At 65.3% G+C, this 17,370-nt stretch carries 11 protein-coding genes; 5 read left to right on the top strand and 6 right to left on the bottom strand.

The genetic code is table 11. The features are described 5' to 3' along the window. Positions 1 to 341 precede the first annotated feature (341 nt). The 4 genes from DPM33_RS03805 (at position 342) to DPM33_RS03820 (ending at position 7,339) form a co-directional block, all read left to right on the top strand. On the top strand, positions 342 to 1,898 hold the full coding sequence (locus DPM33_RS03805; protein ID WP_112095658.1) for a Do family serine endopeptidase: 1,557 nt from the start codon (positions 342 to 344) through the stop codon (positions 1,896 to 1,898). Between the two features lie 306 nt (positions 1,899 to 2,204). Further along, positions 2,205 to 2,879 (top strand): response regulator transcription factor, encoded by a 675-nt coding sequence (locus DPM33_RS03810; RefSeq protein ID WP_040991372.1) that lies wholly within the window; start codon positions 2,205 to 2,207, stop codon positions 2,877 to 2,879. A gap of 8 nt (positions 2,880 to 2,887) precedes the next feature. Further along, positions 2,888 to 4,363 (top strand): sensor histidine kinase, encoded by a 1,476-nt coding sequence (locus tag DPM33_RS03815; RefSeq protein WP_112095660.1) that lies wholly within the window; start codon positions 2,888 to 2,890, stop codon positions 4,361 to 4,363. Between the two features lie 12 nt (positions 4,364 to 4,375). After that, entirely contained in the window at positions 4,376 to 7,339 is a 2,964-nt protein-coding gene (locus tag DPM33_RS03820) for a bifunctional [glutamine synthetase] adenylyltransferase/[glutamine synthetase]-adenylyl-L-tyrosine phosphorylase (RefSeq protein WP_112095662.1), read from the top strand. A 15-nt stretch (positions 7,340 to 7,354) separates the two neighbouring features. On the opposite strand, the gene DPM33_RS03825 is transcribed toward DPM33_RS03820, so the two are convergent. Both DPM33_RS03825 and pepN read right to left on the bottom strand, forming a co-directional pair. Beyond that, the gene (locus tag DPM33_RS03825; RefSeq protein ID WP_112095664.1) at positions 7,355 to 9,676 is read right to left on the bottom strand and encodes a PAS domain-containing sensor histidine kinase; all 2,322 of its coding nucleotides are present in this window, start codon (positions 9,674 to 9,676) and stop codon (positions 7,355 to 7,357) included. A 375-nt stretch (positions 9,677 to 10,051) separates the two neighbouring features. Next, positions 10,052 to 12,697, bottom strand: a complete 2,646-nt coding sequence (pepN, locus tag DPM33_RS03830) for an aminopeptidase N (RefSeq protein ID WP_112095665.1) — start codon at positions 12,695 to 12,697, stop codon at positions 10,052 to 10,054. Positions 12,698 to 12,850: 153 nt separating this feature from the next. On the opposite strand from pepN, the gene DPM33_RS03835 reads away from it, so the two are divergent. Continuing rightward, on the top strand, positions 12,851 to 13,798 hold the full coding sequence (locus DPM33_RS03835; protein ID WP_112095667.1) for a DMT family transporter: 948 nt from the start codon (positions 12,851 to 12,853) through the stop codon (positions 13,796 to 13,798). On the opposite strand, the gene maiA is transcribed toward DPM33_RS03835, so the two are convergent. The 4 genes from maiA to DPM33_RS03855 all read right to left on the bottom strand — a co-directional run bounded on the left by maiA (position 13,799) and on the right by DPM33_RS03855 (position 17,220). Continuing rightward, positions 13,799 to 14,443: a maleylacetoacetate isomerase gene (maiA, locus tag DPM33_RS03840; RefSeq protein ID WP_112095669.1), complete on the bottom strand. Its 645-nt coding sequence runs from the start codon at positions 14,441 to 14,443 to the stop codon at positions 13,799 to 13,801. Positions 14,444 to 14,525: 82 nt separating this feature from the next. Then, positions 14,526 to 15,332, bottom strand: a complete 807-nt coding sequence (locus DPM33_RS03845; RefSeq protein ID WP_112095671.1) for a helix-turn-helix domain-containing protein — start codon at positions 15,330 to 15,332, stop codon at positions 14,526 to 14,528. A 246-nt stretch (positions 15,333 to 15,578) separates the two neighbouring features. Then, the gene (locus tag DPM33_RS03850; protein WP_112095673.1) at positions 15,579 to 16,517 is read right to left on the bottom strand and encodes a uracil-DNA glycosylase; all 939 of its coding nucleotides are present in this window, start codon (positions 16,515 to 16,517) and stop codon (positions 15,579 to 15,581) included. 46 nt (positions 16,518 to 16,563) lie between these two features. Next, positions 16,564 to 17,220, bottom strand: coding sequence for a hypothetical protein (locus DPM33_RS03855; RefSeq protein WP_112095675.1), 657 nt, complete (start codon positions 17,218 to 17,220; stop codon positions 16,564 to 16,566). Positions 17,221 to 17,370: the final 150 nt, after the last annotated feature.

The raw sequence follows: 17,370 nt of genomic DNA on the forward strand, positions 1-17,370 counted from the left end.
GGGCGACATGCGTTACACCTTGCGTGTCCGCTCGGCCTCGATCACCGCGTCGATTTCCGCCATCGCAGCTTCGCGAGGCAGCACACGGCCCGCCCTTGCGTCGGCTATCCTGCGCTTGATGCCTTCGATCATCTTGGTCTCCCAATCGACTGGGACTCGGGCTCGGTTGGTATGGCCTGCCTTCATTTTGAAACCTCGTGATCTCGCGCATCGGAGCCAATTGCCAACATTACAAAACTTTCATGTACCGGAAATGGCGCCGTAATGTGCGGCTCTCTAATCCTCTTGCCCGAGGATGCTTCGCCTGAGCGCATCCGCTTCGATAGAGGATAAGAAACCCCATGAATAATGCCCCCAATTCATTTTCCAGCACCCGAAAGCGCCTGATGGCGGCTGCAGCGTCCTTGGCCGTTATCGGCGCGGTCGGCGCGGGCGCGCTTGCAACCGGCACCGCCCCGGTGCTGGCCGACGCCGTGCGCGTCGAAGCTCCGCAGATGCCGAGCTTCGCCGATGTCGTCGAGCACGTCTCGCCGGCGGTGGTCAGCGTCAAGGTCAAGGCCAAGTTCCAGCCGACGGCCGACGACGGCTCCGACGACCAGAACGGCTTCGACAACCTGCCCGACAATCCGCAACTGCGTCAGTTCTTCAAGCAGTTCCGCGGCTTCGGCGACCAGGGTCAGGGCGGCCAGTTCGGCCAGCGCCACTTCAACCACCGCGATCATGGCAATGGCCAGCCGCGCCCGGTCGCTCAGGGCTCGGGCTTCTTCATCTCCGAGGACGGCTACCTCGTCACCAACAACCACGTCGTCTCGGAAGGTTCGGACTTCAGCGTCGTCACCAATGACGGCAAGGAGCTCGACGCCAAGCTGATCGGCACCGATCCGCGCACCGATCTCGCCGTGCTCAAGGTCGATGGCGGCGGCAACAAGTTCACCTACGTCGACTTCGCCGACGATTCCAAGGTCCGCATTGGCGATTGGGTGGTTGCCGTCGGCAATCCGTTCGGCCTCGGCGGCACCGTCACGGCCGGCATCGTCTCGGCCCGTGGCCGCGACATCGGCGCCGGCCCCTATGACGACTTCATCCAGATCGACGCTTCGGTCAACCGTGGCAATTCGGGTGGCCCGACCTTCAACCTCAACGGCCAGGTGATCGGCATCAACACCGCCATCTTCTCGCCGTCGGGCGGCAGCGTGGGCATTGCCTTCGACATCCCGGCCTCGACCGCCAAGCAGGTCGTCGAGGACCTGATGAAGAGCGGCTCCGTGCAGCGCGGCTGGCTCGGCGTCGAGATCCAGCCGGTCACCTCCGACATCGCCGAGTCGCTCGGCCTGAAGTCGGACAAGGGCGCGCTGGTCTCCAGCGCCCAGGATTCCGGTCCGGGCAAGAAGGCGGGCATCACCGCCGGTGACGTCATCACCCAGGTCGACGGCAAGGATGTCGCTTCGCCGAAGGAACTCGCCCGCTTGATCGGCGGCTATTCGCCGGGCAAATCGGTCGACGTCACCGTCTGGCGCAACGGCAAGGACGAGACCGTCAAGGTCGATCTCGGCACGCTGCCGGCAAGCGACAAGCAGGCCTCGAACGACGACAACAACAAGCAGTCGGCGCCCGCCGCCAAGGCGGATACGCTGGCCGATCTCGGCCTGACCGTCACCAAGGCGGAAAACGGCAAGGGTCTCGTGGTCACCGATGTCGATCCCGACAGCGACGCGGCCGACCGCGGCATCCAGCCGGGCGACGTCATCACCTCGATCAACTCGAACGACGTGAACACCACCGACGACGTCTCCAAGGCGATGACCGAGGCCGCCAAGGCCGGCCGCAAGGCGGTGCTGATGCAGATCACCCGCGACGACTCGAACCGCTTCGTCGCGCTGCCGGTCGGCAAGGGCTGACATCGCGTGCATGACCCCGAACCCTCGCGGGTTCGGGGTCATGCGCCACTAGAAAACTTTCAGCTTTTCCCAGTGGCGGTATCAACACCCCCGAGCCGCCACCGGGAAAACATGGGGCCGAGCACGTAAGTCAGTCACCGTGTTTCGCTCCCGGCGGCAGCGGGTTTCCCATCACCCGCTGCCGCTTTATCGCATGTCGCCCAAAAGTGGTCGCCGGTTTTGGGAAGAAGACATGCGACTAATGAATGCAAGGTATCAAGAATGACTGCCCCTCAACCTTCCAGTGAAATCGCGTATAACGGTCCCATGAAGATTCTCGTCATGGAAGACGATCGCGAGGCAGCGGACTACTTGCAGAAAGCCTTCGCCGAGGCGGGTCACACCGCCCATGTCGCCGGCGACGGCGAGACCGGCTTCGCGCTTGCCGATGCCGGCGACTATGACGTGATGGTGGTCGACCGGCTGATGCCGCGCCGCGACGGCCTGTCGGTGATCGCGGCGCTTCGCTCGCGCGGCAACACAACGCCGGTGCTGATCCTTTCGGCGCTGGGCGAGGTCGACGACCGCGTCACGGGCTTGCGCGCCGGCGGCGACGATTATCTCACCAAGCCCTACGCCTTTTCCGAACTGCTCGCCCGCGTCGAGGTGCTGAACCGCCGCGCCAGCGCCCGCGAGTCCGAAACCGTGTACCGCGTCGGCGATCTCGAGCTCGACCGGCTATCGCATTCGGTCAAGCGTGCCGGGCGCGAGATCACCCTGCAGCCGCGTGAGTTCCGCCTGCTCGAATATCTGATGCGCCATGCCGGCCAGGTGGTGACGCGCACCATGCTTCTGGAAAATGTCTGGGACTACCACTTCGATCCGCAGACCAACGTCATCGACGTTCACGTCTCGCGCCTGCGCGGCAAGATCGAAAAGGGCTTCGACAAGCCGATCCTGCACACGATCCGTGGTGCCGGCTACATGCTGAAGGGCGGGTAGAGCCTATTATGGCATTATCCTTGCCGGCCATCATGAAGACGACGGCGGCCCGGCTCTCGGCGCTTTATCTTCTGCTTTTCGCGCTCTGCGCCGTGCTGCTCGTCCTCTACATGACGTCGCTCTCGGCGCGCATGCTGACCGCGCAGACGCAGGAGACCATCAACGACGAGGTGCTGGGCCTGGCCCGCGCCTACCAGCGCGGCGGCCTGCCGGTGCTGGTGCGCGTGGTCGAAAATCGCTCCCGCCAGCCCGGCGCCAACCTCTATCTGATCGCCGACGCCAATGGCCAGATCCTGACCGGCAATGTGCAAAGCCTGGCGCCCGGGGTCATCGAAACCGAGGGCTGGACCACCGAGCCGTTTTCCTACCAGCGCTTCGGCGAAGGTGAGCTCGATCGCCTGCGCAGCGGCAATACGGACCAGCCAGCACCTCAAGCCGGCGAAAGCAATCCGCAGTCGGAAGGCGCGAAGGGCCATAACGCCATCGCGCTGGTGCTGAGGCTGCCCAACCAGATGATCATGCTGGTCGGCCGCGACCTCGGCGAGCCCGAACGCTTCCGCGCCGTCATCAGCCGCGCGCTGACGCTGGCGCTGGGCATGATGGGCCTGGGCGGCATCCTGATCTGGTTCTTTGTCGGGCGTGCCGCGCTGAAGCGCATCGACAGCGTCTCGGACGCCAGCCGCCGCATCATGGGCGGCGATCTATCCGGACGGTTGCCGGTCACCGGCGCTGGCGACGAATTCGACCGCCTGTCGGAAAATCTCAATTCGATGCTGGCGAGGATCGCCATGCTGAACGAGGGGCTGAAGCAGGTCTCCGACAACATCGCCCATGATCTGAAGACGCCGCTGACCAGGCTGCGCAACCGCGCCGAGGCGACGCTTGCCGGCCGGCATAAGACGGAAGACTACCGGCAGGCGCTGGAAGGCACGATCGCGGAGTCCGACCAACTCATCAAGACGTTCAACGCCATTCTGATGATCTCGCGCCTCGAGGCCGGCTATTCCTCGGAACAAACCGGTCCGGTCGACCTCGCCGCGACGGTGAGCGACGTCGTCGAGCTGTACGAGCCGGTGGCGGAGGAGGCGGGCGTCGCGCTGAAAACGACCGTGCCCGAAGCCCTCACGATCAACGGCAACCGCGAGCTGATCGGCCAGGCGTTGTCCAACATCGTCGACAACGCCATCAAATACTCGACCGACGCGGCCGAAACGCCGAAGGTTCGGGTGGCGCTGGAGCGCGCCGGAAGCGAGATCAAGCTTACCGTTACTGACAATGGCCACGGCATTCCGGAAGACGCCGATCGCGCCCGGGCCACCGAGCGCTTCGTGCGTCTGGAAAAGAGCCGCTCGCAGCCGGGTTCGGGCCTGGGCCTCAGTCTCGCCAAGGCAATCATGACTTTCCACAACGGAAGGCTTGATCTTTTGCCCGCCAATCCCGGATTGTCCGTGGTCATGAGTTTCCCGTTGCGGGAGACGCATTGATGGCACGGATAAATGGCGAAGAAGAAAATCGAAACCGAGTTCCGGCTTAGCCCGACACTGGCGCTCCGCCCCCTCGATGCGGACCACGCCCGGCGCGAGCTGTCGGAAATCGCCGACGCCGCCGAGGAAGAGGGGCTTGCCCGGCTCGCCGCCTTCCTGGCGGGCGAGGGGCCGCTGCAGGACCTCCTTGCGGCCGTCTTCGACCTCTCGCCTTTCCTGCGCGATGTGGCGCGCCGGCGGCCGGCAATTCTCGACACGCTGTTCGACCAGACGATCGAAGGTCGGCTCGGCGCCATCGGCGAGGCGATCGGCGGCGCTGCCAACGCGGACGACGCCTCGGAATCCGGGCTGATGATGGCGCTGCGGCAATGGAAGACAGAAGCGCATTTCCTGATTGCGCTCGCCGATCTTTCGGGCGAGGCGGAGACGTCGGTGACGGTGCGCCGCCTCAGCGATCTTGCCGACGCCTGCACATCCGCCGCCGTCGATTTCCTGCTGCTTGACGCGCATCGACAGGGCAAGCTGAAGCTGCCGAAACCGGCGCAACCGGCGAAGGATTCAGGCTGGATCCTGCTCGGCATGGGCAAGCTCGGCGCGCATGAGCTGAACTTTTCCTCCGACATCGATCTCGTCGTCTTCTTCGAGCCGGAGGCACCAGCCGTCGTCGATCCGCTCGACGCGACCGAGCTGTTCTCCAGGCTTACGCGTCGTCTGGTGCGCATCCTGCAGGACCGCACCGAGCACGGCTATGTCTTCCGCACCGATCTCAGGCTCCGGCCTGACCCCGGCTCGACGCCGCTGGCGATCCCGGTCGAGGCGGCGCTTCGCTATTACGAGGGGCGCGGCCAGAACTGGGAGCGCGCGGCCATGATCAAGGCACGGCCGGTGGCCGGCGACCTTGCGGCGGGCGCGGCCTTCCTCAAGGAACTGCAGCCCTATGTCTGGCGCAAATATATGGACTATGCGGCAATCGCCGACGTCCATTCGATCAAGCGCCAGATCCATGCCCATAAGGGCCATGGCGAGATCGCGGTCAAAGGGCATAACGTCAAGCTCGGCCGCGGCGGCATCCGCGAGATCGAGTTCTTCGTCCAGACCCAGCAGTTGATCGCCGGCGGACGCTTCCCGGAGCTGCGCGGCCGCGAGACGGTGCCGATGCTGGGCGCGCTCGCCGCGCGCGGCTGGATCACCGCCGACGCGCGCGATGCGCTCACGCGGCAATACTGGTTCCTGCGCCGCGTCGAGCACGCCGTCCAGATGGTGGCTGACGAGCAGACGCACATCCTGCCGGACAGCGACGAGGAGCTGAAACGCATCGCCCTGATGCTGAGCTTTGCCGGCGAGGCGGAATTCACCGAGGCCTTTCGCGCCTCGCTGCAGCAGGTCGAGCGCCACTATGCGGCATTGTTCGAAACGGCGCCCGAGCTTTCGGCCGGCGTCGGCAATCTGGTCTTTACCGGCGATGTCGACGATCCGGATACGCTGCAGACCCTGGATCGCCTGGGTTTCCAGCGCCCGAGCGACATCTGCCGCGTCATCCGCGGCTGGCATTTCGGCCGCTACCGTGTCACCCGGTCGGCGGAGGCTCGCGAGCGGCTGACCGAGCTCACCCCGGCGCTGCTCAAGGCCTTCGGCCAGACGCGGCGCGCCGACGAGGCGCTGATTCGCTTCGACGAGTTCCTCGCCGGCCTGCCGGCGGGCATCCAGCTTTTCTCGCTGCTGCAGTCGAACCAGGCGCTGCTCAAGCTGATGGCGACGATCATGGGCGCCGCACCCCGGCTGGCGGCCATCATCACGCGTCGCCCGCACGTCTTCGACGGCCTGCTCGATCCGGCACTGCTGACTGAGTTGCCGAACCGCGCCTATCTCTCGGCGCGGCTCGCCGCCTTCATCGAAGGCGACCGCGTCTATGAGGATGTGCTCGACCGCCTGCGTATTTTTGCCTCCGAGCAGAAATTCCTGATCGGCGTGCGCCTGCTTGCAGGTTCCATCGATCCTGCGCGGGCAGGGCGCGCCTTCTCCGATCTCGCCGACCTCACCATCGAGGCGGCGCTCGATGCGGTGATTGCCGAATTCGCGCTCCGTCACGGCAGGATCGCCGGCGGTAGGGTTGCGCTGCTCGGCATGGGCAAGCTCGGCAGCCGTGAGCTTACCGCGGGCTCCGATGTCGATCTCATCCTGCTCTACGACCATGACGCAGATGCCGAAGACTCCGACGGCGAGAAGCCGCTGGCGCCTTCGCATTACTATACCCGCATGACGCAGCGCCTGATCGCTGCCGTCTCGGCGCCGACGGCCGAAGGTGTGCTCTACGAGCTGGACTTGCGCCTGCGTCCTTCAGGCAACAAGGGGCCGGTCGCCACCCACATCGACGCGTTCAAGAAGTATCAGCGCCAGGATGCCTGGACCTGGGAGCATATGGCGCTGGCACGGGCCCGCGCCATCGGTGGCGACAAGGAACTCTGCACCGAGCTCGACGATGAGGTGGCTGGGGTGCTGGCGCAGCCGCGCGATGCCGCCAAGGTGAAGGCCGAGGCCTCGGACATGCGGGCGCTGATCGAGAAGGAGAAGCCGCCGCGCGACCTCTGGGACATCAAGCTGATCCCCGGCGGCCTGATCGACCTCGAATTCATCGCCCAGGTCGCGACCATCACCGGCAATGTCGAGCCTGGTCGCCGGGTGACGGCGACGGCCGACATTCTGGCGCGGCTGGCCCCCGGTTTCGCGGACGGAGATATCCGCGAAGAACTCGGCGAAGCCTACCGTCTTTATCTGGCGCTGACCCAGATGATCAGGCTCTGCCTCACCGGCGAGTTCCATCGCGACGATGTCCCTCCGGGGCTCTCGGACCTGCTTCTGGCGGTCACCGACCTGCCGGATTTCGCCGTGCTGGAGGCACATCTCAGGGAGACGTCGCGGAAGGTGAGGAGGGATTTCGATCACCTGCTTCGCGCGGGGGCGGCCTCGCGAAAGTAGCGGACGTTGATGCCGTCAGGCAGCCGCCTTCACCGTCGGCGGCGCCTTCTTCAGCGGGATTCGCACCGACACGATGGTGCCGGCCCCTTCGGTCGAGCGGATCTTCAGCGCGCCGCCCTGCAACTCGGCCAGCGAGCGCGAGATGGCGAGCCCGAGGCCCGAGCCGGTGTGGTTCTTCGAGAACTGGTTCTGCACCTGCTCGAACGGCCGGCCGAGTTTGCTCAGCGCCTGCTTGGGGATGCCGCAGCCATTGTCCTCGATGGTGAGCAGCAGCGCGCCCGACGTGTTGCGCGCCCTGACCGTGATCTTGCCGCCCTGTCCCGTGAACTTCACTGCGTTGGAGAGCAGGTTGATGGCGATCTGCTTGATGGCGCGGCGGTCGGCGTAGAGCCGCATCGTATCGGCGATGCGTGTCTCGACATTGATCGACTTTTCCGCCGCCTGCAGCGAGATGACCCGCACCGTCTCCTTGATCAGCGGGCAAAGATCGATCTCCTCGCGGTCGAGCGAGAACTGGCCGGCTTCGATCTTCGACATGTCGAGGATGTCGTTGATGACGCCGAGCAGGTACTTGCCGCTGCCGTTGATGTCGGTTGCGTATTCCTCGTAGCGCTCGGAGCCGAGCGGCCCGAACAGGCCCCGCTGCATCAGTTCGGAGAAGCCGATGATGGCGTTGAGCGGTGTGCGCAATTCATGCGACATGTTGGCGAGGAACTCCGACTTGGCCCGATTGGCCGCCTCGGCGCGCTCGGTTTCCTTCATGTATTTGCGGTTGAGCTCGACCAGCTCGCTGGCGCGTTCCTCCTCGGCTCGCCGCGCGAGGCTGAGATCGTGGATCGTCGCCATCAGCCGGCGCTCGCTGTCGACCAGCTTTTCCTGGTGCAGCTTGATCTGGGTGATGTCGGAGCCGACCGAGACGATGCCGCCGTCGCGGGTCCGGAGCTCGTTGACCTGCAGCCAACGGCCGTCGGCAAGCTGGCGCTCGAGGGTGACGCCGCCATGCGGCCCGTTGGCGTTGGCAAGCCTGCGCTCGGAGGCGAAGGCCAGCATCCGCTCTTCCAGCGTATCGCGAACGACGCCCGGCATGACATCGCGGTCCGACAGTCCGTTGTCCTTCTGGAACTTCGAATTGCACATGATCAGCCGCTCAGTGGCATCCCACAGCACGAAGGATTCGTTGATGTTCTCGATCGCGGTCCTGAGCCGCATGTCGGCCGCTTCCGAACGCAGCGCCAGATGCCGCTGCTCGGTGACGTCGACCGCGATGCCGATCAACTGGATTTCGGGTGCTTCCGGGTCGATCACCTGGGCTCGAGCCCGCATCCACACATATTGCCCGTCGGCGTGGCGCATGCGGAACACCTGGTCGATATGGTCGATCTCGCGTTCGACGATGCGGTTGGCGAGCTCGAACAGGTCGCCGTCGTCGGGGTGGATTATCTCGTCGACCTCGCCGAAGGAGAGCATTGAATCGCAGGGCTCGTAGCCCAGCATGTCGTACATCGAGCGCGACCAGTACATCTTGCCGCGCACCATGTCCCAGTCCCACAGGCCGCAGCGGCCGCGCACTAGCGCCATGTCGATGCGCTGATGCGCCTCGAGATAGATGCGATCCGCCGCCTGGGCGCGCGCCGCCTGGCCGAAATAGGCGTAGAGGATGACGATCAGCACGCCCGCCGTCAGCACGAACAGCGTCACGTTGAGCGACATCGACTTGCGCCAGCCGTCGAACACCGCTTCCTGCGGCACCAGCACGGCAGCGGCATGCTTGCGGTCGCCCGTGAGGCTGACGGCCGCGAACCAGTCCTGTCCGGCGATGCTGACATCCATCACGCCGGCGCGGTCGCCGAACATGAACAGCGGTTGGCCGCCGAGCACGAGACTGTCGAGCGTTCGGCCCTGCCAGCCCGTCGACAGCGGCGAGACGGCGATGACCTTGAAGGCGTCGTCGGTGATGGCCAGCACATGGGCACGGCTCATGGCGCCCTGGCGACTGGTGCTTTCCAGCAGGCTTATGGCATTGGCGCCGGCCGCATTCGGGTCCGCGGTGATCGCCTGCGCCATCTGGCCGGCGGCCAGCGCCAGCACGGCCTTGGAGTCGCGCTCGATCTCGTCATGCTCGTTCATCAGCGACAGGAAGCGCAGCGCCGCGATGACGACGAGGAAAATCACGATCAGCGCCGGGATCGACCGGCGCAGCAGCGGCTCGGCGGCCAACAGCCGCTGATAAGTGGGTTCGGCGATCAGGCGCGTGTTGCCGGCAAGTCCATCGCTCCTTGCCTTGCGACGCGCAAAAGCCTTCCCTCCGGGCGCGCCCCACGCGTCCGCCTTGGCCATAAATGGCACTCCCCGATCTGCCGTATACTGGATGATCCGGATACGCCGCACGCCCGAATCGCCATTAAAGAATCAAAGGTGATTCGCCTTGTCCAGAGGCGCGGGCGAAAAAGATTAAAAGTTGATTGAAATTTGTCTTTTTCCCTTCTCCCCCTGTGGGGTGAGAAGCGGTCCGCGTTAGCGGACGAAAAGCCAATTGCTTGGCTTTTCGAGCTTCGAACGCCCTGAGCCTGCGAAGGGCCGGGCGGCGTCGCCGAAGGCGACGGATGAGGGGTGTTCCAGGGAAAGCCAACGTCTCATTCCTTCCAGCACCCCTCAACCGTCCCGGCGCTGCGCGCCGATCCACCTTCTCCCACACGGGGAGAAGGAAGAGTGCTACGCCAGCGTCCGCTCCACGATATCGCGCAGATCGGCCGACAGGTTCTCGGCCTTCGCCATGTCGAGCAGCGCCTGCTTGGCCTTGGCCTGGCGTCCAGGCTCCAGCGCGCGCCAGGACCTGAGCGCCGTCGCCAGCCTTGCCGCCACTTGCGGGTTACGCTTCTCGACCTCCAGCACCGTCTCGGCGAAGAGGCGATAACCTTCGCCGTCGGGGCGATGGAAGCCGGTCTGGTTGGCGCTGGAGAAGGTGCCGATCAGCGAGCGCACCCGGTTCGGATTGGCGATCGAAAAGGCAGGATGCCGCATGAGCGCACGCACTTTCTCGAGGGTCTTCGCGCCCGGCACGCCGGCCTGGATCTGGAACCATTTGTCGAGCACCAGCGCGTCGCCGCGATAGCGGGCCTCGAATGCGGCGAGCGCCTGTTCGGCCTCGGCCGTACCTGAATGGCGATGCGCCAGCACCGTGAGCGCCCCGGCGCGATCGGTCATGTTGGTGGCGGCGTTGAAGTGCCTCGCGGCCAGCGTCGCGCCGCCCGGCAGCAGCGCAAGGTAGTCGAGCAAGGTGTTGCGCAGCGCCCTGCGTCCGGCGCTCGCCGCGTCCGGGCTGAACGGGCCGTTGTCGGCAAGGTCTTCGTAGAGCGCCAGGAAGGCCTCGTGGTTTGCCTCGGCGATCGTCCGCGCCAGCGCCTCGCGCGCGGCGAAGATGGCGTCGGGATCGATGCCCTTGCCGATGTCGCGGGCAATGTCGGCTTCGCCGGGCAGCGCCAGCGCCAGCGCTCGGTAGGCCGGCTCCAGCATCCCGTCGCCGGCGATCCTGCCGGCGAGCTCGGCGAGCTTTGTCACAAAGACCGGTTGCTTGCCGCCGAGCACCTGGCGGAAGGCCGCGATCAGCGCGTCGGTCAAAAGCGTGTTGAAGGCCTGCCAGCGCGAGAAGGCGTCGCTGTCATGCGCCGCGAGGAAGAACTGGTCTTCCGGTTTCTGCTGAACCGAAAGCGTGATCGGCGCCGAGAAGCCGCGGTTGAGCGACACCGAGGGCCGTTCCGAAACGCCCGTAAAGCGCACCGTATGCCGGCGCTTGCGGATATGGATGACGCCGTCATCCACCGTTGCGCCCTCGACGGCCGTCCAGGTGACCGGCTTGCCGCCGGCGCCGACCAGGCCGAAGGCCAGGGGAATATGCATCAGCCGCTTGCGGCTTTCCGACGGCGTCGCCGGCACCGACTGCTCGATCTCCAGCGTGAACTCCTTGGCCGCCGCATTATGCGCCGAGCTCACCGTCAGGTTCGGCGTGCCGGCCTGGTGATACCAGAGCGCGAATTGCGCCAGGTCGCGCCCCGACACGTCTTCGAACACTTTGAGAAAATCCTCGATCGTCGCGGCTTCGCCGTCATGTCGCTCGAAATAGAGATCCATGCCGGCACGGAAGGTTTCCGGCCCGAGAATGGTGCGGATCATGCGCACCACTTCCGAGCCCTTCTCGTAGACCGTGGCCGTGTAGAAGTTGTTGATCTCGCGGTAGCGGCGCGGTCGCACGGGGTGCGCCAGCGGCCCCTGGTCCTCCGGGAACTGATGCGCGCGTAGCGTGCGCACTTCGGCGATGCGCTTCACCGCGCGAGAACGCTGGTCGGCGGAGAATTCGTGGTCGCGGTAAACCGTCAGCCCTTCCTTCAGGCAGAGCTGGAACCAGTCGCGGCAAGTGATTCTGTTGCCAGTCCAATTGTGGAAATATTCATGCGCGATGATCGCCTCGATATTGGCGAAGTCGGCATCCGTCGCGGTCTCTTCGTCGGCCAGCACATATTTGTCGTTGAAGACGTTGAGGCCCTTGTTCTCCATTGCCCCCATGTTGAAGTCCGACACGGCGACGATGTTGAAGACGTCGAGATCGTATTCGCGGCCGAAGGCTTCCTCGTCCCATTTCATCGAGCGTTTCAGCGCGTCCATCGCATAGCCGGCAAGCCGCTCCTTGCCCGGCTCGACATAGATGCCGAGCTCGACCTCGCGGCCGGACATTGTGCTGAAGCTGTCCGTCACCTTGCCCAGCGCGCCCGCCACCAGCGCGAAGAGGTAGGAGGGTTTGGGGAAGGGGTCGTGCCAGACCGCATAGTGCCGGCCGTTGGCGAGCGCGCCGCGTTCGACGGGATTGCCGTTGGAAAGCAGCAGCGGCGCCTCGTTGTGCGAGGCCTCGATGCGCACCGTGTAGACCGACAGGATGTCGGGCCGGTCGAGGAAATAGGTGATGCGGCGAAAGCCCTCGGCCTCGCATTGCGTGCAATAGACGTTGCTGGAGCGATAGAGGCCCATCAGCGCCTCGTTGCGCGACGGCGCGATCTCCGTCTCCAGGCGAAGTTCGAAGCTCTGTGCCGCCGGCGGCTTCAGGATCGTCAGCCGGTCCTGCGTCGCCTCATAGTCGCCGGCCGGGAGCGCACGCCCATCGATGGCAACGCCGAGCAGCGTCAGCCCGTCGCCGTCGAGCACCAGCGGCGCCGCGGCGGCGACACCCTCGCGCCGCTCGATGGTGAGCAGCGCGGTGACATGGGTCGCGTCCGGCGACAGGCGGAAGTCCAGGCTGGTCGCCGGGATGAGATAGTCACTGGGGCGATAGTCTTCGAGCTTGAAGACATGGCCGGTATCTGTGCGCATTCCTTGGGCTTTTCCTGTCGATTTCGGGCGGCCAGCGGGCTCGCTGGTCCAAGAATTTTGAGGTGCGCGCTCTTTACACGAAAGAGCCACTCGACAAAACTGCGCAAAGGCCTCATTTGCGGCTTCGTTTTCCGACCATCGACACGAGGCAAGATGACCGTCGATCATGCCGTCGGCCACAGCACGCTGCGCGGCATTACGCTGAAGATCGTCTCGGTGACGGTCTTTGTTGGCATGCAGACCTGCATCAAGGCGGCTGGCGACGTGCCCGCCGGACAGATCGTCTTCTTCCGGTCCTTCTTCGCCATCTTCCCGATCATCGCCTTCCTGGCCTTCAAGGGAGAGCTCGCCACCGCATTCACGACCAAGCGGCCGTTCAACCACATCGCGCGCGGCCTTGTCGGCGTCGGCGCCATGGGACTTGGCTTCTTCGCGCTGACCAGGCTGCCGTTGCCGGAGGCGATCACGCTGAACTACGCCCAGCCGCTGCTGGTGGTGGTGTTCTCCTCGGTCTTTCTCGGCGAAACGATTCGCGTCTACCGCTGGAGCGCGGTCGCGGTCGGCCTGATCGGCGTGCTGATCATCTCCTGGCCGGAACTGACGCTACTCAATTCCGACGCGGCGCTCGACGACCAGGAGGTGCTTGGCGTCATGGCGGCTTTGATCGCCGCGGCGATCTCGGCCGTTGCGATGCTACTCGTTCGCAACCTCGTGCAGACCGAGAAGACGGCCACCATCGTGCTGTGGTTCTCCTCGACGGCTTCAGTGCTGTCGCTCTTGACGCTGCCCTTCGGCTGGCAGGCGCTGACGCCGATGCAGGCGGCGCTGCTTGTTTTCGCCGGCTGCTGCGGCGGGCTCGGCCAGATCCTGATGACGGCGGCCTATCGCCATGCCGAGGCTTCGGTGGTGGCGCCGTTCGAATACACCTCGATGATCCTCGGCGTCGTCGTCGGCTTTTTCGTCTTCGGCGACGTGACCTCGCTCAACACGCTGATCGGCGGCGTCATCGTGGTCGCCGCCGGCATCTTCATCATCTGGCGCGAGCGGCAGCTGGGCCTGGAGCGCACCCGCACCAGGACGGCGACGCCACCGCAGGGGTGATCAGGCCGGCGCCTGCCCATGTGGGAAATCAGGTTGCGCCTCTGGCCGCGACAGGCGGAAGGCGTCCAGTCGGCTGCAGCGCTGCTCGATGGACCCGAGCAGCGGATAGGATGAAAGATCACAGCCCAAGCGGCGGGCGTTGCCCATTTGCGGAACAAGGTGCAGATCGACCCATCCCGGTTCATCGCCAAAGCAGAACGGCCAGTTGACGACACGGCGTCTAAGCGTTTCCTCCAGGGCCGCAAAGCCAAGGCCCAGCCAGTGCTGGACCCAGCGATCGATGCCGGTCTGGTCGACGGCAAGATCGGCCTCCAGGAAACGTCGAACACGTTGCACCGTGATGGCGTGCATTTCCGACGTGATGTGCGCCGCGAAGGCGCGGGCCTCCGCGCGTATGATCGTGTCGGACGGCAGCAGGCTCGGTTCGGGATAAACCTCCTCGAGATATTCGAGGATGGCGGGTGACTGGGCGACGATCCTGCCCCCGACGTCGAGCGCCGGCAACAGTCCTTGTGGATTGAGGGCTTTGTAATCTCCGGGGGCCAGGGAACTCACCGGCACATAGTCGAACTGCAGCCCCTTCAGGCGAAGCGCAATGCGGACTCGCTCACCGGCCGAATTCTGCCAACGGGACAACAGGCGCATCGGGCATCTCCGACGGATGGATTATGGTGCCAGCCCGCGGCTGCCGGGCCGGAAGGACGTCTGCAACGGACAATCGTTCATCTCACGACGTCCGCTCCTTCGCCAACCGCACCAGCACCGCGCGTGTCTGCTCGTCGGCCGGGAAAAAGGATTCGATCGCCAGCTCGGACAGGGTGACGTCGAGCGGCGTGCCGAACACGGTGATCGTGCTGATGAAGGAGAGCACCGTATCGCCATGCGCGAGCCGCAGCGGGTGGACGATGCCGCTCGGCTCGACCGACGCCGGCCGGCTGCTCTTCAGCCCTGACGGATAGGCGCGCAACGCGCGCTCCAGCTCGATCAGCACCGGATCGCCGGTCGCGTCGTTCTGGCGCTTCAGCCGTTCGAGCAGGTGTGCGCGCCATTCCGCGAGGTTGACGATCCTTGGCGCGACGCCGCCCGGATGCAGGCTGAGCCGGAGCACATTGACCGGCGGCGCGAGCAGGGACGGCTCGGAAATATCGAACAGGAACGGAGCGATCGCTGCATTGGCGGAAACCAAGTTCCAATGCCGGTCGACCGCCAGCGCCGGAAAAGGCTCGTGGCCCCTGAGCACGGTCTCGACGGCGGCCATCGCCGGCGCCAGCGTCGCGTCGGTCAGTGATTTTTCGCTGAAGCTCGGCGCGAAACCCGCGGCGAGCAGCATCTGGTTGCGCTGCCGCAGCGGGATCGCCAGCTGTTCAGCTAAGTGGAGCACCATATCGCGCGACGGCTGGGCGCGGCCGCTTTCGACGAAGGAGAGGTGCCGCTGCGAGATGTCGGCTTCCATGGCAAGGTCGAGCTGGCTCATGCGGCGCCGCGTGCGCCATTCGCGGATCAGGCTGCCGGCGGAAGGGTCGGATGTGGTCATGGAGCAGGACTAAGCCGGGCAGGGAGGGATTTCAATTACCTGGGAGGTTATTGGGGAGATTGGCGAAGGCCTCGGCGCCGGCCAATCTCCCCCCTTGTGGGGGAGATGTCTGGCAAGGCAGAGGGGGGCGCTGTCCCGCCAACTTGTCAGCGTTTAGGCTGCCGCCCGGAGAGAAATAGGATGCCGAGGCCGTGATCTTTCGCGCCCCCTCTGTCCTGCCGGACATCTCCCCCACAAGGGGGGAGATTAGCTAATCGCCCTCAGCTTCGCCTTGACCTCGAGAAAATCCCGCCACGCCAGCTTCTTGTGCGCCGGCGTCCTCAGGAGGTAGGCCGGGTGCAGCGTCGGCATCGCCGGAATAGCGATCCCCGAAGCCGTCGTATGCGTTCGCCAGTTGCCACGCAGGCGCAGGATGCCTTCGGTCGTGTTGAGCAGGGTCTTGGCAGACGGGCCACCGAGATTGACCAGCACCTTCGGGTTGACCAGCTCGATCTGCCTTTCGATGAACGGGCGGCAGATTTCGGTCTCGTGCGGGGTCGGCGTGCGGTTGCCGGGCGGCCGCCAGGGAATGACGTTGGCGATATAGGCAGAGCCGCGGTCGAGGCCGATCGCGGCGAGCATGCGATCGAGCAGCCGGCCGGAGCGGCCGACGAAGGGCAGGCCCTCCAGATCCTCGTCGCGGCCCGGCGCCTCGCCGACCAGCATCAGGTCGGCATTGGGGTTGCCGTCGGCGAAGACCAGGTTCTTGGCGGTGAATTTGAGGTTGCAGCCATCGAAGGCGGCCATGTGCTGGCGCAACTCGTCGAGCGTCGCGGCGCTGGCCGCGAGCTGCCGCGCCGCGGCCGCCTGTGCTTCGTCGGGAACGGTCGCGGATGCCGGCAGCCGGGCGGGCGCGTCCGGAATATTGCTCGCATCGAGGCCGGAGGGCGGCGCTGGCGGGTTCTCGGCGCGCTCCGGAGCCTGCCCGGGTGGCGGTCGGCTCTCGGGGCCGGGTTCGCGGCGCAGCGCGCCAGGCGCGCGCTCGGCGTGACTGCGTTCGGCCGGACCGCGTCCAGCCGGCCTTGCCGCCGGTTCCGCAAACCGGTTGATCGGCGCGTCTTCCAGCGCGTCGTCGACGCCGGCGCTGGCATAGAACGCGAGCAGTTCGGCGATCTCGGCTTGTGTGTTGGGGGAGGCGGCAGTCATGGCGCCACCATCGTCCGCGCGGTTTGAATTTGCAACCGCGATGAGATCATCCTGTCGGTATACGCGGATCCTGCACGATGTAGAACGTCCAGCGCGGCGTGTAGTCGGTGACCAGGAAATCGAAGGTCGCCGTCTTCAGCGGGTCGACCTTCCCGTTCCTGAACAGCAACTGGTCGTAAGGTTCGAACTTGCGCTCGAAATCGGCGAAGTTGCTCGACCAGATGTTGTCGGGCGTCTTGTTGCGCTGGTCGAAGGACAGGCCGTCGCCGAACACGCTCGGCTGGTCGAGGATCTCCTGCAGCTCGAACTGGAACTCCACCCAGGGGAGCGCGCTGTTGTTGAGCACGTCGATGCGCATATACATCACGCCGTTGGCGACCTCGCCGGCCTTGCCGAAGGGCTCGATCGGCTTGGTGGCACGGATGGTCAGCGTCACCGGCGTCGCCGTGTTGAGCTCCTCCTTGATGACCAGCGGATCTTCCTTGGTGCCGATGCCGGACACCCCGGTGATGCGGAAACCGCCCAACTCGTCGGAAAAGGAATAGGCGCCGGTCGGCCAGACCTTCACCGGATCGGCCCGGACTTGCATGGTCAAAAAGGCCGGCACGGCCAAAAAGAGGAGCGGAAGAACCGCGCGCCAGGCCAGGCCGGGCGTGAAGAGTAAGCGCTTCGATGGAAAGCCGGACGGCTCTGGACTGCGCATGGCGTGAAGTATTGCCGATAACCAAGCCGTCGAACAATTAAAAACATGCCGGCGCGGCTTGGCCTGCCAACCGATTGGCGCTGGCCTATGCTTGGCTCGGGCCATGCCATCAGCCGTCCCGCATGCAAAACCGCGACTTTTTGTCGAAAT

The sequence above is a fragment of the Mesorhizobium hawassense genome (assembly GCF_003289945.1).
Lineage (GTDB): Bacteria > Pseudomonadota > Alphaproteobacteria > Rhizobiales > Rhizobiaceae > Mesorhizobium > Mesorhizobium hawassense.